General features: G+C 62.9%; 15 protein-coding genes. 6 read left to right on the forward strand and 9 right to left on the reverse strand.

All coding sequences use genetic code 11. The features are described 5' to 3' along the window. Positions 1 to 4: 4 nt before the first annotated feature. Both WJU18_RS15940 and rsgA read left to right on the forward strand, forming a co-directional pair. Positions 5 to 304, forward strand: coding sequence for a 4a-hydroxytetrahydrobiopterin dehydratase (locus WJU18_RS15940; RefSeq protein WP_423453788.1), 300 nt, complete (start codon positions 5 to 7; stop codon positions 302 to 304). Between the two features lie 38 nt (positions 305 to 342). Beyond that, positions 343 to 1,254, forward strand: coding sequence for a ribosome small subunit-dependent GTPase A (gene rsgA / locus WJU18_RS15945; protein WP_423461019.1), 912 nt, complete (start codon positions 343 to 345; stop codon positions 1,252 to 1,254). An 18-nt stretch (positions 1,255 to 1,272) separates the two neighbouring features. Here rsgA and WJU18_RS15950 read toward each other — a convergent pair whose 3' ends face one another. The 3 genes from WJU18_RS15950 to WJU18_RS15960 are packed head-to-tail and all read right to left on the reverse strand — an operon-like array spanning position 1,273 to position 3,789. Further along, the gene (locus WJU18_RS15950; RefSeq protein WP_423453789.1) at positions 1,273 to 1,938 is read right to left on the reverse strand and encodes a hypothetical protein; all 666 of its coding nucleotides are present in this window, start codon (positions 1,936 to 1,938) and stop codon (positions 1,273 to 1,275) included. Beyond that, a complete protein-coding gene (locus tag WJU18_RS15955; RefSeq protein ID WP_423453791.1) occupies positions 1,935 to 2,981 on the reverse strand; it encodes an MlaD family protein in 1,047 nt (348 codons plus the stop codon). Before WJU18_RS15955 ends, WJU18_RS15950 begins: the two co-directional genes overlap by 4 nt. Before the next feature lie 4 nt (positions 2,982 to 2,985). Further along, entirely contained in the window at positions 2,986 to 3,789 is an 804-nt protein-coding gene (locus WJU18_RS15960; protein WP_423453793.1) for an MlaE family ABC transporter permease, read from the reverse strand. Positions 3,790 to 4,038: 249 nt separating this feature from the next. Here WJU18_RS15960 and WJU18_RS15965 point away from each other — a divergent pair, with 249 nt between their 5' ends. Then, the gene (locus WJU18_RS15965) at positions 4,039 to 5,496 is read left to right on the forward strand and encodes a polyhydroxyalkanoate depolymerase (RefSeq protein WP_423453795.1); all 1,458 of its coding nucleotides are present in this window, start codon (positions 4,039 to 4,041) and stop codon (positions 5,494 to 5,496) included. A 7-nt stretch (positions 5,497 to 5,503) separates the two neighbouring features. Then, positions 5,504 to 6,175 carry an electron transport complex subunit RsxB gene (gene rsxB, locus WJU18_RS15970; protein WP_423453797.1) on the forward strand — a complete coding sequence of 224 codons (672 nt, stop codon included), beginning with the start codon at positions 5,504 to 5,506 and terminating at the stop codon, positions 6,173 to 6,175. Positions 6,176 to 6,294: 119 nt separating this feature from the next. Here the strand turns inward: rsxB and WJU18_RS15975 are convergent, their stop codons facing one another. The 6 genes from WJU18_RS15975 to WJU18_RS16000 all read right to left on the reverse strand — a co-directional run bounded on the left by WJU18_RS15975 (position 6,295) and on the right by WJU18_RS16000 (position 15,881). After that, on the reverse strand, positions 6,295 to 7,254 hold the full coding sequence (locus WJU18_RS15975) for an alpha-E domain-containing protein (RefSeq protein WP_423453799.1): 960 nt from the start codon (positions 7,252 to 7,254) through the stop codon (positions 6,295 to 6,297). 19 nt (positions 7,255 to 7,273) lie between these two features. Then, complete coding sequence (locus WJU18_RS15980) at positions 7,274 to 8,746, reverse strand: circularly permuted type 2 ATP-grasp protein (RefSeq protein WP_423453801.1); 1,473 nt, start codon at positions 8,744 to 8,746, stop codon at positions 7,274 to 7,276. A gap of 93 nt (positions 8,747 to 8,839) precedes the next feature. After that, positions 8,840 to 10,942, reverse strand: coding sequence for a TonB-dependent receptor (locus WJU18_RS15985; protein ID WP_423461020.1), 2,103 nt, complete (start codon positions 10,940 to 10,942; stop codon positions 8,840 to 8,842). 145 nt (positions 10,943 to 11,087) lie between these two features. After that, entirely contained in the window at positions 11,088 to 12,662 is a 1,575-nt protein-coding gene (locus WJU18_RS15990) for a PepSY domain-containing protein (protein ID WP_423453803.1), read from the reverse strand. Between the two features lie 303 nt (positions 12,663 to 12,965). Then, the gene (locus WJU18_RS15995) at positions 12,966 to 13,328 is read right to left on the reverse strand and encodes a DUF2946 domain-containing protein (RefSeq protein ID WP_423453805.1); all 363 of its coding nucleotides are present in this window, start codon (positions 13,326 to 13,328) and stop codon (positions 12,966 to 12,968) included. 90 nt (positions 13,329 to 13,418) lie between these two features. Further along, complete coding sequence (locus WJU18_RS16000) at positions 13,419 to 15,881, reverse strand: DNA internalization-related competence protein ComEC/Rec2 (RefSeq protein WP_423453807.1); 2,463 nt, start codon at positions 15,879 to 15,881, stop codon at positions 13,419 to 13,421. 97 nt (positions 15,882 to 15,978) lie between these two features. Between WJU18_RS16000 and WJU18_RS16005 the strand changes: the two genes are divergently transcribed. After that, on the forward strand, positions 15,979 to 18,573 hold the full coding sequence (locus WJU18_RS16005; protein WP_423453809.1) for a circularly permuted type 2 ATP-grasp protein: 2,595 nt from the start codon (positions 15,979 to 15,981) through the stop codon (positions 18,571 to 18,573). Positions 18,574 to 18,610: 37 nt separating this feature from the next. Then, positions 18,611 to 19,549, forward strand: coding sequence for a transglutaminase family protein (locus tag WJU18_RS16010; RefSeq protein ID WP_423453811.1), 939 nt, complete (start codon positions 18,611 to 18,613; stop codon positions 19,547 to 19,549). Positions 19,550 to 19,560 lie beyond the last annotated feature (11 nt).

The raw sequence follows: 19,560 nt of genomic DNA on the forward strand, positions 1-19,560 counted from the left end.
ACGCATGACTTCGAACGACTTGAACGCCGCCTTGACCGGTCTGCACGGCTGGCAGCGCGTGAAGCACGATGGCAAGGCCGCCATCCGGAGAAGCTGGCGATTTGCGGACTTTCACCAGACCATGGCCTTCGTCAATGCCGTGGCAGCTGTGGCACACGCCATGGACCACCACCCCGACCTGCATGTGAGCTACAACCGATGCATCGTGCTCTACACCACGCATGATGCGGGCGGGTTGACGCAGCGCGATATCGATGCAGCCACACGCGTGGATGCCCTGCCTGAAGGCCGGGCCACCGCGTGAGCAAGCAACGCCCTCCCCGCCCCGCCGCCGCCTCGGCCATGCCGCTGCGTGAAGGCCTGATCGTGGCCAGCCACGGCCGCCACTGTGTGGTGGAAACGCCTGAGGGCGAGCGCGTGATCTGCCACCCTCGCGGCAAGAAGCTGGCAGTGGTGGTCGGCGACCGTGTGCGGTGGCAGCCCTCGCAGGATGAAGGCACGATCGAGCAGATCACGCCTCGCCGCAACCTGTTTTTCCGGCAGGATGAGGTGCGCACCAAATCCTTTGCGGCCAACCTTGATCAGGTGCTGATTCTGGTGGCCGCTGAGCCTGAGTTCTCGGAGCACCAGTTGGCCCGGGCCTTGATTGCCGCGGAGGCCGAACATATCGAGCCGCTGATCGTGCTCAACAAGGCCGATCTGGCCTCTCCCTTCGCAAACGCCTGGCAGCGGCTCGAACCGTACCGTGCCATGGGGTATGCGGTGCTGCCCCTGGCGGCAAAATCCAGGGTGCTTGCTGAATCGGCAACCGCCGAAAGCGATGGCATCGGCGCGCTCATGGACCGGCTGGAAGGCCGCACCACGCTGATTCTCGGCCCTTCAGGCGCGGGCAAGAGCACGCTGATCAACCGGCTGGTTCCGGGCGCCAGCGCGCAGACACAAGAGATCTCGCAAGCGCTCAACTCGGGCAAGCACACCACGACCAGCACCAGTTGGTACTGGATGGATGAGGCGCACCGCACCGCCTTGATCGATTCACCAGGCTTTCAGGAGTTCGGCCTCCGCCATATCGATCCGATGCAACTGGCGGCGTACATGCCAGATATCAAGCCTCATGTGGCGGAATGCAGGTTCTACAACTGCACGCATATGCATGAGCCGGGTTGCGGCGTGATTGCGGCGTCGAAGAACAAGATCAGCCCTGCGCGCTACAGGATCTATATGGCGCTCTTTGAAGAGTTGAGCACGCTCTAGGCGCGTGCTCAAAGTCCGCTACTTGGCCGTCACCAGATCCATGCGGCGGCGGATGCGTGCGGCTTCATCGATGTTGCCGCGCTCTTCAGCCAGCCGCGCCTGAACACCCAGCCAAGCCAACAGAGGGCGCCGCCATCCTTGCCGTGAGGCGGTATCGACCGCGGCAGCCACGGTATCCGGCGTGGCCGCGGTGCGGCGCATCAATACACCGGCAGCGACCAGCCGGGAAAATGGGTCTTCGATGCTTGCCAAATCTGCGGCGGCGAGCGCGCGGTGCTGCGGTGGCAACAGTGCGGCTTCATGTCCGTTGACCTGTCCGGCCAAGTAGTTCGCATAGGCGCGCTCGGCCTCAGAGGCGTCGGTGCGCAAGGCTTCAAAGCCTTCACATGGCTCGAACACCAGGCTGGCAACGCGGGCTGCGCAGCGGTTCAATTCGATGCGCGCCACCAGGTCAGGCCGGCCGGTACGAGCGGTTTCAGCGCGGGCAAGATCGAATTCGCGCATTTCCACACGGCTGTCGCCTTTCAGATAGGCCTCCGTGAAGCGTTCCACATGCCCTACCGCATTGATGCTCCAATCCGGCACCTTCGGGCCGCTGCTGCAGGCACTGAGCGTAGCGGACAGGCCAAGCGCCAGGATTGCCAGGACCGCCGGGCGCTCAGAGAGAAACCAGGGGCTCTTCACGGCAGTTTGACCTCTTTTTCCTTGGGTGCGAACGGCCATTTGCGGTTGATCTCCGTGATCAGGCTGTCGATCTTGCGCAGGCTGCCCTCGACGTCGGCGCGCAGATCTCCCAGATCGGCGGTGGCTTCACGAGCGTTGCCGGCCACGGCCTGTACATCCTTGAGCGTGGCGTCTACCTTGACCATGGTTTGCCGCGCGTCTTGCAGCAGCGCGTTCAGTTGCCGCACGGCAGACTGCGCGTCGGTGATCAACCCATCCTGGCCCAGGACCTGTTGATCGGCTTTCTTGATCACCCCGTTGACTTGAACGGCCACACTGTCGAGGTTCTTCACCAGTTGAGTGGTCCGGTCCAGCAATTCGGTCACACGCCGGGCGTCGGCATCGCTTCCGGTCACCGCCGCGAGCAGGCCGCCTTTTTCACTGTTCAGGCGCGTGGTAAAGGTGCGCAGATCCGCCAGCGTACCCGCCAGTGAGGATTCAGCAGCGGTCAAGCGGTTGAGGTTTTGCAGTACATCGCGCGCATCGGCCACCATCTTGGGGATTTCAGCCGAGACGTCTCCGCGCAGCACCGTGCGTTCGGCATCGGGCGGCAAAGGGGCGTCATCCGGCACGCCGGTGAAGGCGCGAAGGCGCGCCGCGCCGACAAGGCCTTTTTCCAGGGTGAAAACACTGGATTGGCGCAGCCAATGGGCATCCGCCACAGGCACGTCAACCAGGATGCGGACGATACCGCCCGCCCCTAGCTCGATCCGGCTGACCCTGCCGATGGGAAAGCCGGAAAAGGTCATGTCCATGCCTACGGAGACGCCCTCTGAGTCATCCGTGGTGAGCACCAGTTTCTGTGTTTCCTGGAAAGCACCGCGAGCCCACATCAGATACAGCACGGCGCCGCCGATCAGCAAGGCCATGAAAACAAGCAACAAGGCGGCGCGGAACTCCAGGCGGCGTGCCGCCAGCGTGTTGGCCGGCGGCACGGCGGAATTCGGCTCGCGCGGTTCAGGCAAGCCGGTCTCGCCGGCGGACTTGGACGTGGGAGTCACCATGAAATCAATAATAGTTGCCAACCAGCGATGCGATCTCGATCACCAGCATCAGCACGAACAACTGTACCAACCCTTGCAGCTCGACACTGGTGCGCGAGGCCCGGCGCGGGAAATCCCGCAGCGCGTTGCCCACGGGCAGCAACGCCACCGCGATCGCGAAAAGGAGCGTTTTCATGCAGAAAATCAACGACACCACGGGGTTGAATATCTGCCCCACAGCGTGGTTGTACGAAGGCACGCCAGCCAGTGTGAAACCGTGCACGGCGATGTAAGCCAGTATGAGCGAGATCGAGCAACTGACCACCGCCAGCAGCAGCACCGCGAAGATGCCTGCCAGCACGCGGGGCAGCACTTCATGGCTGAGTGGATCGGTCCCATGCGCGCGCATGGTCTCGAAATCGCCGGCGCGGCGCCGTTTGTACAGATCCGATCCGCTGGGAATGGTGTATTCCACCGCCACGAAGAGCGCCGCGGCGAGAGGAATGAGTTCCAGCACCAGCACCCTCACCACGGCGTCCAGGGCGTATTGCGTCAACCCATAGGCGAATGCCGTGACGACGACGATGCGGATCACCACCACATTGAAAAGCGCCATCAGCACGGTAAAGCCGGGCAGCCCCGGCCCTGCCGCGAAATACATGTGCCGCAGCACCAGGCCGCGCGACTCGCGCCGGTAGCTTGAGGGGGAAAACGCCAGCACCATCAGCTGCGCCCCCACAAACGCCACCGACCACCAGCCGGCCAGCCAGCGCAATACTCCTCGCCCTACGTCGAGCAGCCAGCTATACAGCAAGAAGCCGAAGGTCATGGTGGGGATGATACTTGCAGGCGGAGCATTGTCCTTTTCATAGGCTCAGAGCGACGTCTTGTAGAAAAACGGAATAAAATTCAAGAATTATTTTTCACCATGCGATAGACGAAGTGGGCATGTGGCATCCACAGAGTGTTGTGCGCTTGCCATAGACATGCGAAGTTGGTCTCACTCAGTAGAACTCCCCACGCGCTGGTCAGCCCACGCTGCTATATTGCACTGCAGCATTCCCAGATCCGAACTCGTATGCTCTACCAACTCTACGAAGCCCAGCGTTCGCTGATCGAACCTTTTGCCGACTTGGCAGAGGCCGCCGCCAAACTCTACGGCAATCCGCACTCCATGGCGGGGCAACTGCCCATGGCGCATCGGGTGTCTGCCGCCTATGCCCTGATGCACCGGCTGGGCAAAGATTACGAAAAGCCCGAATTCGGCATCCGCAAGATCGACGTCGAAGGCGTTGAGGTGGCGATCGACGAGCGCGTTGAACTCGACAAACCGTTTTGCGAGCTCCGCCGTTTCAAGCGATTTTCAGACGATCCGGCGACACTGGACAAGCTCAAGGGCCAGCCCGCGGTGCTGATCGTGGCGCCGCTGTCGGGCCACTATGCCACCCTGCTGCGCGATACCGTGCGCACCATGCTGGAAGGCCACAAGGTCTACATCACCGACTGGAAAAACGCACGCATGGTGCCGCTGTCGGAAGGTGAATTCCACCTGGACGACTACGTCAATTACGTGCAGGAATTCATCCGCTACGTGCAGAAGACTTATGGCAACTGCCATATTGTCAGCGTGTGCCAGCCTACCGTCCCGGTGTTGGCGGCGATTTCGCTCATGGCCAGCCGGGGCGAGAAGACACCCCTGACCATGACCATGATGGGCGGCCCCATCGATGCGCGCAAATCACCCACGGCGGTGAACAATCTGGCCACGACCAAGAGCCTGGAGTGGTTCCAGAACAATGTGATTTTCCGCGTGCCGCCCAACTACCCTGGTGCCGGGCGCCGTGTTTACCCCGGTTTCCTGCAACACACCGGTTTCATCGCCATGAACCCGGACCGGCACGCCAAGAGCCACTACGACTTCTTCAAGGATCTGGTCAAAGGCGACGAGTCCAACGCCGAATCGCACCGCAAGTTCTATGACGAGTACAACGCCGTGCTCGACATGGATGCCGATTACTACCTGGAAACCATCCAGGCGGTGTTCCAGGAGTTCGAGCTGGTGAAGGGCACCATGGAAATGCGCTCACCCTCGGGCAAGCTGGAACCCGTGCGCCCGCAGGACATCACCGCTTCCGCGCTGCTCACCATCGAAGGTGAGCTGGACGATATTTCGGGGTCCGGCCAGACCAAGGCTGCCCACGATCTGTGTACTGGCATCGATGGTCGCGAGCAACGCCATCTGGAAGTCAAGGGTGCCGGGCACTACGGCATTTTCAGTGGCCGCCGCTGGCGTGAAGTGGTCTATCCGCAGGTCAAGGCGTTCATTGCTCAGCATCAGGATGCCGAGGAAAAGAACGGACAGCCTGCACCTGTGGCCGCCAGCAACGGCAAGCCGGCGGCCGTGGCGGAAAACGCAGCCCCCGCAAGGGTGGCACGCGCCAAAAGGGCCACCAGAACCGCACCGGCAAAGAGCGTACAACCGGCGAAGTCCGCAGCGCCAGCCAAGACTGTGGCCACGCGCCGTAAAGCAGCTTGATACCTGATTGACCATTCCGCCTCCGTCTTTGGCAGAGCGTCTGCTGGACGCCCTGCCGCAAACGCAGTGCACGCGCTGCGGCTATCCGGACTGCGCCAGCTATGCGCAGGCGATTGCCACCGATCACGCCCCGATCAACCAGTGCCCTCCAGGGGGCGCTGAAGGTATTCGCCGCCTGGCGGCGCTGACGGGGCTTGCCGAGGAGCCGCTCAATCCTGCCAATGGCATTGAAGGTCCGCGCAGTGTGGCCTGGATCGATGAAGCATGGTGCATAGGTTGCACGCTGTGCATCAAGGCATGCCCCGTGGATTGCATTGTGGGGGGCAACAAGCGCATGCATACGGTGATTGAAAGCCAGTGCACGGGCTGCGAGCTGTGTGTGCCGGCGTGCCCGGTGGACTGCATCGCGCTGGAAAACGTGACCGGCAGCCGCACGGGCTGGGATGCTTGGTCTGCCCATGATGCAGGGGCTGCCCGCGCACGCTACGATTTCACCAAAACCCGGCGCCAGCGCGACGCTGAAGCCCACTCGGCGGTGCTTGAGAAGAAGGCTGAAGAGAAGCTGGCGCACCTGCCCGAGTTGACCAAAGGGGCCTCTGGTGAAGAGTTGGAGCGCAAGCGCTCGGTGATCGAGGCGGCGCTGGCCAGGGCTCGGGCCAAAAGGCAGCCACCGGGGTAATGGCGGAGAGAGCAGGTTTGAAACCTGCCCCTACGGGCTGCCGACGAACTCAGACCTACGGAGCACGGGCGGTAGGAGCAAGTTTCAAACCCGCCCGCCCCTCCAGCAGCATCTTCTGTCTACGCCGGCGCAGGCATGAGGAAGTTCCGGCTGATATGCGCGCCCAATTGGTTCACACGGTCCAGGAACTGCGTCAGGAAAGCATGCAACCCGGTTGCCAGGATGTCGTCTATATGGCCGTAGCGTAGATCAGCGCGCAGCTTGCCGGCCCGTGACAAGGTTTCGTCCTTCGGGTTGGCGCTGACATGGCGCAGGTTGCCGACGACTTCGCTCATGCAGTGGTGCAGCGAGCGAGGCATGTCCTCGCGCAGCATCAGAAGCTCAGCCACCCGCTCGGGCTTGATGACGTCCCGATATACCTTGCGGTAGACCTCGAAGCCGCTCACGCTGCGCAGGATGGCCGACCAGTGGTAGAAGTCGTACTCCTGATCGCGCTCGCTGGCGGCACCGAAGAAATCGCTCTGGACGGCATGAAACTTGACATCCAGCAAGCGCGCGGTGTTGTCCGCCCGCTCCAGAAAGGTGCCCATGCGCAGGAAGTGAAAGGCCTCGTCCTGCAGCATGGTGCCCAATGTGACGCCGCGCGAAAGATGCGAGCGGAACTTGACCCACTCGAAGAATTCGCCCGGGTCCTTGTCGAAAGCGCCGCGTTTCAGCATGCGGGTGCACTCAAGCCAGGTCTGGTTGAGGGTTTCCCATACTTCGGTGGTCAGGGTGCCCCGCACGGCACGGGCATTTTCTCGTGCGGCCTTCAGGCAAGTGATGATCGAAGAGGGGTTGTTCTCGTCCTTGACCATGAAATCCATGACTCCCTGCGGCGTGATTTCGCCGTGGAGCCTCGAATAGGCTGGAAGCAGCTCGCTGATCGAGAGCACCCCCTGCCATCCGTATTGGCTCACCGCGGCCGATTGCGGCAGCAGCGAGGTCTCATGGTGCACGTTGAGCATGCGCGCGGTATTTTCGGCACGCTCGGTGTAGCGGGACATCCAGAAAAGATGATCAGCAGTACGGGAAAGCATATGGCGGCTCCTTTGGATTTCAGTCTTCCAGCACCCAGGTGTCCTTGGTGCCGCCGCCTTGCGACGAGTTGACGACCAGTGAACCTTCCTTGAGCGCCACCCGTGTCAGGCCGCCGCACACGAGCTGCACTTCCTTGCCGCTCAGGACGAAGGGACGCAGATCAATATGGCGGGGCGCCACGCCGCTGTCGACGTGCGTGGGGCAACTGGAAAGGCTGAGCGTGGGCTGGGCGATGTAGCCTTCGGGATGGGCTTCGATGGCCTTACGGAAATCCTCGATCTCGGCTTTGGTCGAGGTGGGGCCGATCAGCATGCCGTAACCGCCTGCGCCATGAACCTCCTTGACCACGAGGTCCTTCAGGTTGGCCATGACATAGGCCAGATCATTGGGATTGTGGCACATGTAGGTGGGCACGTTGTGCAGGATGGGTGCTTCACCGAGGTAGAACTGGATCATCTTCGGCACATAGGGGTAGATCGACTTGTCGTCGGCCACTCCCGTGCCCACGGCATTGCAGATCGTGACGCGGCCCTCCTGGAAGGACTGGAGCAGGCCCGGGCAGCCCAAGGTGGAACTCGGGCGGAACACCAGCGGATCAAGGAAATCGTCGTCGATCCTGCGGTAGATCACATCCACGCGCTGGGGGCCGCGCGTGGTCCGCATGAAAACAAAACCGTCCTTGACGAACAGGTCCTGGCCTTCGACCAGTTCCACTCCCATTTGCTGGGCCAGGAATGCGTGCTCGAAGTAGGCGCTGTTGTACATGCCCGGGGTCATGACGACCACGGTGGGGTCATCCGCGGTGGAGGGGCTGCTCGCACGCAAGGTTTCCAGCAGCAGATCAGGGTAATGGGCCACGGGCGCCACCCTGTGGCTGAAGAACAGGTGCGGGAAAAGCCGCATCATCATCTTGCGGTTTTCAAGCATGTAGCTGACACCGCTGGGCACGCGCAAATTGTCTTCCAGCACGAAATACTCGCCTTCGCCTGCTGCGTTGCCTGCTCTGACGATGTCGATACCTGAAATATGCGAGTAGATCTGTCCCGGCAGATCCACGCCTTTCATGATGGACCGGTACTGTTTGTTGTTCAGGACCTGCCCCGCGGGTACCACGCCGGCCTTGAGAATCTCCTGGTCGTGGTAGATGTCGTGCAGGAAGCGATTGAGCGCCGTCACGCGCTGCACCAGCCCGCGCTCGAGCATGGCCCACTCCGCGGCCGGAATGACGCGGGGAATGAGATCGAACGGAATCAGGCGTTCGGTGCCCGTGCCCTCCTCGTCCTTGTCGCCGTAGACAGCGAACGTGATGCCCACGCGGCGGAAGATCACTTCGGCCTCTTCCTTGCGCGAGCGCATCAGTTCCGCGCTCTGCTGATTCAGCCAGTTGGCATAGGCGCGGTAGTGCGGGCGCACGGGGCGTCCGGTGTCATAGGCGTCAGCGCGGGTGGAAGACTGCCCCGTGGATTCGTACATTTCGTCGAAGGGGTGCATGGCGCTTAGCTCCTATCTCCAATGCAGTTCACGTACATCAGCATAGCAATATTCGGGCCAGGAGGACACAGGACCACCGGAAAGCGCGGAAACTTAGAAGCGATGGTTCAGAGTCAGCTCCACGCGCCGCCGTTCGCCAACGAACCATTGCGTGGCGGTGTAATAGGCCGTCGTGTAGTAGCGTTTGTCGGCCAGATTGAAGACGCGGAGCGTGACCCCCGTCTTGGGCGTCGGCTGCCAGCGCAAGGCGGCGTCAAAGACGCTGTAGGCCGGCAGTTTCAGCGTGTTGGCATTGTCCGCGTAGCGTTTGCCGACATAGCGCACGCCGCCCGACAAGGTCCATTCAGGCAGGAACCGGTAACTGGCCCAGAGGTTGGCCACGCGCTCCGGCACGTCGGTCGGCACATTGCCGTTGCGCGAGACAGCCACACCCCCGACCGACTCGGTGAAGTCGTCGAAACGCGCCCGCAGCAGCGCGACGTTGGCGTCCAACTGCACGTGACGGCTCACGGCGAGGGACAGCGTGCTCTCGATGCCGCGGGAAGAGCGCTGGCCAACCTGCACGCTCCGGGAAGGGTTGCTCACATCACGGGTGACCAGGTTGTTTTTCTGGACGGCATACGCTGCGAGAGTCCATTCCCCGCGCTGGTCCCAGAAGCTCTGCTTGATGCCGACTTCAATCTGCTTGCCCGTGGCCATATTGAAGGCGCTGTTGGCCGGCGAGAGCAGGAGCAGTGAACTGACCGGATCGGCGGCGCGGGAGAATTGGGCGTACACCACTGTTTCGGGGCGGACCTGATAGACCGCGCCGATGCGCCACCCTGTGGAGCGGTAGCCACGATCGAATGCCTGGGCGTTGGCCACCAGGTCATCCCGGGACAGATCCGTGTGGTCGCTGCGCACGCCCAGCACCAGGGAAAGCTTTTCGCTCAACTCCAGCCGGTCTTCGGCAAACAGCGCGTACTGGGTGGCTTTGTTCTGGTAGCGCGGAATGAAGGGGATGTCGCTGGCGTAAGACCCTGGGGCTGGATCGTAGAGATCGACCGGGCCTGAGCTGCCCACATAGGTGTTGTTGGTGTGCCGGAAAGTGCTGCGGTTGATATCGAAACCCGCCGAGACCTGATTCTTGCGCCCCCACAAGGTAGAGGTGACGCTCACGTCCGTGGTGTTGCCTGTTTGCTCTTGATCGTGCGCAATCTCGGTGTTGCCCGACCGGTCCACCAGCCCGGTCGCACGGTTGTAGACATACCCCTCCGCATTGCGCCAATAGCGGTGGCTGACAATGTGATACAGCTTGCTTCGCACGACGACGCTGTCGCTCGGCACCCACTGGGCTGAAAGCTCGGTCCAGCGGTCGCGAAAGTCGATGCGGCTGTCGGCCACGTTGTAGTTTCGCCCGCTGATAGCCTCCAGCGCCTCACCGTTGACCAGCGGCGCACCAAAATAGCGCATGGGGTTCTGCCGGCCCTGGGAATGCGTCAACTTCACCTGAAGATCCGCATGAGGGTTCCACTGGAGTGCTCCATTGAAGGTGAGATCCTTGGAATCCCCCCTATCCACCCAGCCATCGGAGCGGTTGCCGCTGATATCCACGCGGTAAGACCATTCCTTGCTGATGGCTCCCCCGCTGCCGAACGCCAGGCCTTGGCGGCCGCGGCTGCCCAAGGTGGTCTGCACTTCGCTCTCGATGGCGCCCCGTGTGGGCTTCTTCGGGATGACATTGACGACACCGCCGATGGCGCCGTCACCGTAAATGACCGAAGCAGGCCCACGCAATACTTCGATCCGGTTCACCGACCAGGTGTCGAAGGGAAAACTCAAGCCCACCCCGCCATATTGCCGCGTACCGTCATACAGGCGCATGACCGAGGACGCATCGGTGAAGCCGCGCGCAGACAGCGAACTGTTGCTGTTACCCGGATGGGCCAGGCTGGTAATGCCGGTGGAACGGGTGATGGCGTTGACCAGGGAGGCATCGCCCCTCTCCTCCAACTGCCCGCGGTGGATGACTTCCACGCTGGCCGGGGTTTCCATGGGGGTGAGGTCCAGGTTCGAACCCGTGGAGGCTGGCCGGCTCAGGCGCGCGGCCGCTTCCCCGGAGATGGTGACCGTCGGGAGGGTGCCGATCTGCTGGGCATGGGCCGCGCCCAGCAGGCTGGCACTCCAGCAAACCGAGGCAACCGCACGGGCAAGCATGCTGAATGGATGGGGCGTGGCCGGCAACCGGCCGCTAACTTGGCCGCCAACTTGGCCGCAAAACGGGTGGCACGCCTTGTACTTGAGGTTGTTCATGGGAATGGGTCGAAACAAATGAGGAGACGAAGAGGCCTGCTGGAGTGGTTCAGGCGGATGGGCTGGGGTTGGAGGAGCGGAGGCGTGGCTTGGCGTGCGCCGCACCCCACTTGCGGCCCAGGCGCCGCCATCCAATGACCATGCTGGTCAGGCTCAGGATCACGCCACCGGTACTGAGCAGGAGCAACAGCGCATCCCAGAGCGGCCGGCGCTGCAGCAGAGGTAGCCAGTCCCAGCTATGCAGCATCGAAAAAAGCCAACGACTGGCACGGCTACCCCGGTCGAGCCGGCCGAGAACCACCCCCGTGGTGGCATCGATATGCACCCAGGTGGCATGCGGGTCGTCAAATACCACGCGCAGAATGGGCAGCGGCTTCTCCGCTCCCCCGGTCATCGTGTGTTCGGCACGGGCGTAGTAGAAGAAATCGTAGTCCCGCAGAGTTTCGATTCGAACCACCGGCGCTGTGAGCAAACGGCTGGCCGCTTGTTTCAACCGGGTTGCCTCCAGAATCCGCGGCTGCGCGGTCTGGCTGTCCAGCATGATCGGGGTGCCTGCGGCCTTGTAGGCCGCCACGGCATTGCTTCCCATGGAACGTGCCCAGCGGAGTTCCCGAACCGGTCCAGCCGCTTGGCTCAGCAATACCGCAGGTGAGGCGTCTTCCGGCGTCAGGATGAGGCGGCCGCCCTGCATCGCCTCGATCTGCAGCGGCTTCGCCCCCGTGTCGAAGATCTTCCAGGGGTTCATGGACATCAGGCCGCTGAAGATCCAGGTAATGGTCGTCAAGGCAAACAGCAGGCCGACGATGTGATGCCAACGCATCATGCCCGGCAGATAAGGCGTGCGCGCACCGCTTCGATAAGGGTGATGGAACCGCCAGCGCAGAAGGCCGACCGCCGCGCCGGTCACGGCCGCCACCGTACAGGCGATGGAGATCCAATCGACGATGTCCGCCCAGTAGCGATCGAAGACATTTCCCCGGAACGGATAGAGCCAGTGAATCCACGCACCCGCAAAATTCCAGATGCGCTCGGTCCGCGTGACGTCTGTCAAAACCTCGCCGGTCGCACTGGAGATGTACAACTGCGTGCCCCCTTCATCACCTAGCGCCACGAGATGCAGCGGACGATGAGGTCCGAAGCTCCGGGCATGGCTGAAGGCGTCTTCCTGCACCATGCCGAGGTAGCCCAGACCGGCATCTGTCCCTGCAAACGCAGCGGCAGTGGCCATCGCCCTGCTGCGGTCGGCGCCTGCCAAGCGCTGCCCGGTGATGGCATCGATGACAGTCTGGCCAGCGATGTGTCCTCCGTGCATGGAGGGCGAATCACCTTGTGGTGCAGCAGGCGTCGCCAGATAGACCGCGCGGCCGCCGCTGGCGGCTGCCAGCCGCAAGTCCTGCAGGGCGCCACCAATGCCGGCAGCTTTCAGGGCGGCCTCTGGCGCCAGGTAAGCGGCCTCCCGCTCCAGAGGTGGAAGATGCGCCAAACGCTCAGCCGCCGTGAGTTTGGGATAGCCCACGTACATCATGACGATGCCGGAGACGAACCACATCGCGAAAAAGACACAGGCGGCGATTCCCAACCAACGGTGTACCAGGTAGAGCCCCCGCTTGATGCTGGTGCTCATCGCTCGCCCTGGGGGAGATTGGGCTCCGCCGGTGCGGCAAGCCTGTGGGGGTGAGCGCTATTCAGGAAAAACAACACACCGCGCGCTCGCGCGGCAGCGCGAGCCGGGATAAGGAAGGGCTGCATGGATGACTCCGTTCATGACCAGAGGGCAGCGGACCAATGCGCTGCATGGAGGTCGGCTGCGAGCTGCTTTGCGTTGTCGGCACGGAAAACGGCGGACAGACGAAGCGTCAGCTGTGGCGAGCGAGCACGAACGCGCTTTGGTGGCGCGCCATGACTCACTTGCGTGCAGTCGAGAGGATCAGGAAAGGAACGGGGGGCCGCGAGGAGGCAGCGGCGCGCCTACCAGCGACGCGATCTGGGCAGCGACCAGAGGCTGGAGCGCGCGCGCCAGCGGTTGAGGTTGAGTGAACTCGGCTACACGCGCTGGCGGCGGCGGGGTGACAGGCAAGCAGAGCGAGCAGTCAAGCACCGTATGTGCACCGGAGGTGCTGCCTTCGCCATCGTCGCCCGAGACCTTGAGCTGCACACCGCTCGTGGCCGAACAGACAAGCTCGAAAGTCTTGGGATGGACGATGGGCGAGATGAAGGAAACGAAAACAGTCATCACGAACAGCGCCAGCACAAGGCGCCTCAGTGATCCATGATTCCGTAACCGTTGCATGGCGCGCATTATGGCCTCAGCACCAGAATTAATGAGATAGTACTCTCAAAAAACCTGAGTCAGGCCGCCCAAAAGGCGCTGAAGACGTTCCTAGTGCTTGTGCCAGTATCTTCCGCGCTCCTCCCTTTCGCATCGGAGAAGATCGGGCTTGGCACTCATCCAGTGCATGGCACCGCATTGGGGCGAATCGAACAGGCGCACGCCGCGCTCGGCATAACGTTCCACCACTTGCGGGGCCGGGTGGCCGAAGCGGTTACGGTAGCCCGCTTGCACCAGTCCGATGCGCGGTTGCACGGCATCCAGAAACGGTGCGGAGGAAGAGGTCTTGCTGCCGTGGTGAGGCACAAGCAGCACGTCGGCCTGAAGATCTTCCTCCCTGTCGACCAAAGCCAACTCTTCGCGTGCCTCGATATCGCCTACCAGCAAGGCCGTGGCGCCCGGCGTGCTCACGCGGAGCACACAGCTCATGTTGTTCGATTTTTGGGGTGAGTGATAGCTCTCCGCCAGCGGATGAAGGATTTCAAACTTCACACCGTCCCACTCCCAGCGTTGGCCGGCCTGGCAACGCTCGGAGGGCCGTACGCTCTGCAATGCATGCTCGTCCTCGATCGAGGAAACCAGCGCGGCGCCTGGGTGCATGGCCAGGACCGCGCGCGCGCCGCCTGTGTGATCGATATCGCGATGGCTGAGCAGCAGGATATCGACGCGGTCGCCCAGCGCCCGCAGCAGCGGCACCAGCACGCGGTCACCCGCATCGCTCTCCAACGAGAAGCGCGGGCCGGTGTCATAGACCAGCGTATGGGTGGCGGTGCGCACGAGCACGGCGTTGCCCTGCCCTATGTCGGCCGCCAGCAGTTCGAAAACGCCATGCGTGGGGCGTGGCGCTTGCCACAGCAGCAAGGGAAGCACCAAGGGCAGGCCTGCGAGACGCAGCGCCCAAGGCCACCGGAGCGCCAGCAGAACGCCTCCCGCTACAGCCACCGACCCCACCCACACGGGCACCGCCACCATCGAAATGCTGGCGAATGGCCATGAGTTGAACCAGGCCAACAACCACGAGAACGGCGCCAGCGCCCAGGCCGCGGCCTGCCACAACGGCGCCCAGAAGACACCAGCGAGTGCCAGAGGGGTGATGACCAGCGTGACCCATGGGATGGCGATCAGATTGGCCGGCAGCCCCACCACCGAGACCTGGCCAAATATCAACAGGCTCAAAGGTGTCAAAGCCAACGTCACCACGCCCTGCTCGCGCAGCAGCTTCACCAGGAAGGCGCGGGCGCCCTTGCCGCTCGCGGCATCGCCTACCGGATTGGCGGCGAACAGGACCCCCACGGCCACGAAACTCAGCCAGAACCCCGCTTGCAGCAATGCCCAGGGATCGAACGCCAACACCACCGCGCAGGCCAACAGCCAGGTCATCCACCATGGCCAGCTCACGCCCAGTAGTCTCAAGCCCCCGAATGCGCTGAGCATGAGGATCGTGCGCTGGGCCGGCACACCCCAGCCGGAAAAGAGCGCATACAAGGCAGCCAGCACGATACCGCCGAGCAATGCGGCCGTGGGCGCGGGTACCCACAAGCACCAGCGCCACCCCCAACGGGCCGTGCGACGCCAGAAGCGGCCGATCAATCCGGAGGCCATCCAGGCGAACATGGTGATATGAAGGCCCGAGATGCTCATCAGATGCGCCACGCCCGTGGCGCGGAAGATGTCCCAGTCGGCGCGCTCGATCACGTTCTGATCGCCGGTGACCAGCGCGGCGATGATGCCGGCGTAGCGGCGCGCTTCTGGCGAGCGCTCGGCGCCGCTTCTTGTGCCCACGCGCGCCAGGATCTGTCCGCGCACCGATTGGCGGGCGCGCTCTATCCAATGCCCGGTGCTGGCTTGCAAGCGGAGCGGCGCCGCATCATGGCGGCCTGCTCGGATATAGCCCGTTGCCCGAACGCCCTGCTCCCACAGCCACAGTTCGTAGTCAAAACCATGCGGGTTGAGCGTGCCGTGGGGCGCCTTGAGCCGCACGGTGAATTGCCAGCGCTCGCCAGCCCACAACTCGGTCGTCCCCGACTGGGGCTTGTCCGTCTCCTGCGTGGTGCTGACAAAGCCATACCAGCCCAATTGCAGAAGAGGCGGCAACCGGACAGCCTCTCCATCCATCGTGGCCGATTCGACTTCGAGGCGAAAGCGCTGACCGGCGTCATTTTTCTGCGGCATGCCGTCGATGACGCCGGTCACGACGATGTCGCGGCCCTCCAGCGCGGGATCGAGGGCCTGAGCCTGCATCCCGGTGGCACGCAGGCCTATGGTGCCGAAAGCCGCAAGCGCACAGGCCGCAAGCAGCACCAGCGCCCCCGCTTGACGCGCCCGCAGCGGCGTTGCCAGCACCATGGCGCCTCCCAGCAGCGCTCCGAACAAGGCCAGCTTGTAGTGCGCGAGCGGCCAAAGCGCCGCCTGGCGGATCTGCAGCGCTGTCCCCAGGATCCAGCCCATCAACAGTGCGGCCAGCACACGGCTGGCCGCACTGGCGTGAAAGTTCGGAAGGAATTGCTGGCTCATTGAAAAATAAGAAAAAAGTACCCATAAGATACCCGATGTCAAAATGCGGCCTTGATCACTGCTGCAATCCCAGTTTTCTTTGAGCAACGCACCGTCTATGCCCTCGTCGGCCGCATCCCCTCTGGCCGCTGGCGCTGTTTTCCCGGCTGCAGAAGCAGGCCATTACGACGAACTCCATGGGTGCATGGCGGCGCCGGGAACAGAGCAAGCGGCAGGTAGCGTTGCGCTCGCGCCGGCATGGGCGGAGTTCTTCCACCAGCTCGGCGATGATGGCTGGCAAACGCTGAACCGGCGTTCGGCGTTGCTCAAGCGGCAGTTGCGGGACAACGGCGTGACCCACAACGTGCATGCCGATCAAGCCGAGGTGCAGCGCCCCTGGCCGCTGGATCTGTTTCCGCTGCTGCTCTCCTCCGAAGACTGGCGCCATATCGAGGCCGGCGTGCTGCAGCGCGTGCGCCTGCTCGATGCCGTAATGGCTGACGTCTACGGCGAGCGCAGACTACTGAAAGAAGGTCTGCTACCCGCCGCGCTGGTTCAAGGCCACCCGGACTACCTGCGCTCGATGCATGGCGCTCGTCCCGTGAGCGGCACCTTTCTGCATATCGCGGCGTTCGATCTGGCACGTGGGCCGGACAACCATTGGTGGGTGGTTTCCCAACGCACGCAGGCCCCCTCTGGCCTCGGCTATCTGCTGGAGAACCGGTTGGTCGTGAGCAGCCAGTTCCCGCACGCGTTCCAGGCCATGAACGTGCGGCGCCTGGCGTCTACCTACCGTGCGCTGATCGAGGGCTTGAAGCGTATGGCGCCGGGTGGCGCCGATTCACACATCGCCATGCTGACGCCCGGCCCGGATCACGAAACCTATTTCGAGCAATCGTATCTGGCGCGCTACCTGGGCATCACTCTGGTCGAGGGCAGCGATTTGACCGTGCGCCATGAGCACCTTTATCTCAAGACGCTCCACGGCCTGCAGCCAGTTCACGGCCTGATCAAGCGCGTGGATGATGCCTTCGTCGACCCTCTGGAGATGCGGCCTGATTCGCGCATGGGCGTACCTGGCTTGCTGCAAGCCGTACGCGCCGGCCACGTGCTGATGGCCAATGCGCCTGGAGCGGGGTTTCTCGAATCGAGCGCGCTGCTCGGCTTTCTGCCCGCGCTGTCCCGCCATCTCCTGGGTGAGGAACTGCAGTTGCCGGCGCTTCATACCTGGTGGTGTGGAGAGCCCGCCGCCTTGACTGAAGTGCTCCCAAAACTTGACCGCTGCGTGATCAAGCCTACCTACCCTTGGTCGCTTTCGCGCGGAACCTTCAGGGCTGGCGTGGGCCCCTTGATGAACGCCGAGGTGCTGCAATCATGGGCCGAGAGTATCCAGCGTACGCCGGATGAACACACGGTGCAGGCGTATCTCCCGCCTTCTCAGATGCCGACCTGGCATGCAGACCATCACTCCCCGGGCATCGTGCCGCGCTCGGCCATCCTGCGCGTGTTCGTGGTCAGCGATGGCGAGCAATCATGGCAGGTGCTTCCGGGCGGCATGACCCGCCTGGTCAGCACGAGCGCGGGCCTGACCAGCATGGCACTGGGCGGCAGCAGCGCCGATACCTGGGTGCTGCACGACGAACCTCTGTCCGAGGATTTGCTGGCTTCCTCTTCTGTAGCCGCTTCTATGGCCTCTCCTTCGGTGGCGGCCCTGGCGCAAAGGGAACGCCTGATCACAAGCCGGGCTGCCGAGAACCTGTTCTGGCTCGGACGCTACACGGAACGCGCGGAGAACAGCGCCCGCCTGGTTCAAATCATTCTCCAAGCGCTCAGCGGCGACGAAGAGCCCTCCTATTCCGTGCTGATGTGGCTCGGCCAATTGGCGGAATCCGCCGGATTGATGCCCGAGCACGCGCCCGCGCTCCTGGAAGACCGTCACGGCTTCGAAAACGCCCTGATCCGCTCACTGGGCGACGCCGCGGTTCCCAGCGTGGGTTACACACTGCACAGCCTGCGCCAGACGGGCGTGGCGCTGCGCGAGCGCCTTTCGCCGGAGCACTGGAGCTTTGTCAAGGAAGCGGAAGAGAATTTTCTGGCCGATTGCGGTGAATGGGCGGCCCGTCTATCTTCCAGCGCCGACGCGTTGCGGGCCCTGGCCCGTCTGAGCCGCGCGCTGGCGGGCATTACCGGCGCCCAGAACGACCGCATGTGGCGGGATGATGGCTGGCGGTTGCTGGCCGCTGGCCGGCAGATCGAGCGCTTGACCCATCTGGCCGATGCGCTTTCACGGGGTTTTTATACCAACGCGGTGCATGACGCGGCGGGCTACGGCGTGGTACTGGATTTGTTTGATTCCGGTATTTCCTTCCGTGCCCGTTATCAGCGCAGCCGTGCCATAGATGCCCTGATCGAGCATGTGGTGATCAATCACCAGAATCCACGCTCGCTCGGCTGGGTTACGCAGACGCTCAGCACCCGCTTGAATCATCTGCACAGGCACGACCCTGCGAACATGGAAGACCTTTCGCTACGCCTGCACCCTCTCGCGCTTGAGGATCTTCCCAGGCTGTGCCAGGCCAACGAAATTGGCGATTTCACTCATCTGCAGGAATACCTGGCGCTTTGCATCGAGACGGGCAGCGAGCTTTCCAAGGAGATTGGCTTGCGGCACTTCACCCATACAGGGGAAGTCAGGCGGAGCGTAGGCGCGTGACAGATTCGGCCCGAGACCCTTTCGACGGAGGCACGGCATGCAACTGCGCATAACGCACGATACGCGCTACCGCTATTGGCCGGCCACCGGAAGGGCGCTGCACATGGTGCATCTCAAGCCGCCGAGTACGCGCTGCCAACAACGCATCGACTACCAATTGAACATCAGCCCCCATCCGGTGGTGCTCCAAGAAACCCTGGATGTGTTTGGCAACACGCGGGGGTTCTTCGAAATTGACCAGTCGCATGAGTTTCTGCTGGTACGGGCCTCCAGCCTGGTGCATACCCAGGCGCCGAGTCCGGTGCAGAGCCAGATGAGCTGGGAGGCGGCAAGGGACGCGTTCGTCTATCACGCCGATATCGAATGGCATCCCGCGGCCGAGTACGTCTATCCGTCGATCTACGTCCACCCTGGCGCCGCATTCGCGGAATACGCCCTGCCCTCCTTCACCGCAGGACGGCCCCTGATCGATGCGGCGCGCGATCTGATGCACCGCATCTACACTGAGTTCACCTACGACGCAAATGGCACCGAGATCAGTACGCCACCGGCCGAAGCGTTGAAAAACCGGCATGGCGTGTGCCAGGATTTCTCGCAGGTCATGCTGGCCTGCCTGCGCTCCCTGGGATTGCCTGCCCGCTATGTCAGCGGGTATTTGCTGACGCAGCCGCCTCCCGGCATGCCACGCCTGGTGGGCAGCGATGCCTCGCATGCGTGGGTATCTGTCTTTCTGCCCGATGTGGCCGCGCAGAATGGCGGCGACGGCTGGTACGACCTGTGCCCGACCAACCATCGGGATGGCTGGGGCACGCCAGGGGACGACTATGTACGGCTGGCCGTGGGCCGCGACTACTCCGACATTTCACCCATGCGCGGGGTCATACACGGCTCGGGCCATCATGAGCTGAGCGTGGGCGTTACAGTGGAACCCTTCGACGGATCGTCCTTGGCCGATACTTCAATAGTTCACCCTTAATAGTTCATCCT

The organism is Ottowia sp. VDI28, from assembly GCF_049532675.1.
In the GTDB taxonomy this organism is placed as follows: Bacteria; Pseudomonadota; Gammaproteobacteria; order Burkholderiales; family Burkholderiaceae_C; genus Ottowia.

Coding starts and splice junctions, on each gene's coding strand:
- WJU18_RS15940 (WP_423453788.1), top strand. CDS start 5: ATGACTTCGAACGACTTGAACGCCGCCTTGACCGGTCTGCACGGCTGG.
- rsgA (WP_423461019.1), top strand. CDS start 343: ATGCCGCTGCGTGAAGGCCTGATCGTGGCCAGCCACGGCCGCCACTGT.
- WJU18_RS15955 (WP_423453791.1), bottom strand. CDS start 2,981: ATGGTGACTCCCACGTCCAAGTCCGCCGGCGAGACCGGCTTGCCTGAA.
- WJU18_RS15960 (WP_423453793.1), bottom strand. CDS start 3,789: ATGACCTTCGGCTTCTTGCTGTATAGCTGGCTGCTCGACGTAGGGCGA.
- WJU18_RS15965 (WP_423453795.1), top strand. CDS start 4,039: ATGCTCTACCAACTCTACGAAGCCCAGCGTTCGCTGATCGAACCTTTT.
- WJU18_RS15975 (WP_423453799.1), bottom strand. CDS start 7,254: ATGCTTTCCCGTACTGCTGATCATCTTTTCTGGATGTCCCGCTACACC.
- WJU18_RS15980 (WP_423453801.1), bottom strand. CDS start 8,746: ATGCACCCCTTCGACGAAATGTACGAATCCACGGGGCAGTCTTCCACC.
- WJU18_RS15985 (WP_423461020.1), bottom strand. CDS start 10,942: ATGCTTGCCCGTGCGGTTGCCTCGGTTTGCTGGAGTGCCAGCCTGCTG.
- WJU18_RS15990 (WP_423453803.1), bottom strand. CDS start 12,662: ATGAGCACCAGCATCAAGCGGGGGCTCTACCTGGTACACCGTTGGTTG.
- WJU18_RS15995 (WP_423453805.1), bottom strand. CDS start 13,328: ATGCAACGGTTACGGAATCATGGATCACTGAGGCGCCTTGTGCTGGCG.
- WJU18_RS16000 (WP_423453807.1), bottom strand. CDS start 15,881: ATGAGCCAGCAATTCCTTCCGAACTTTCACGCCAGTGCGGCCAGCCGT.
- WJU18_RS16005 (WP_423453809.1), top strand. CDS start 15,979: ATGCCCTCGTCGGCCGCATCCCCTCTGGCCGCTGGCGCTGTTTTCCCG.
- WJU18_RS16010 (WP_423453811.1), top strand. CDS start 18,611: ATGCAACTGCGCATAACGCACGATACGCGCTACCGCTATTGGCCGGCC.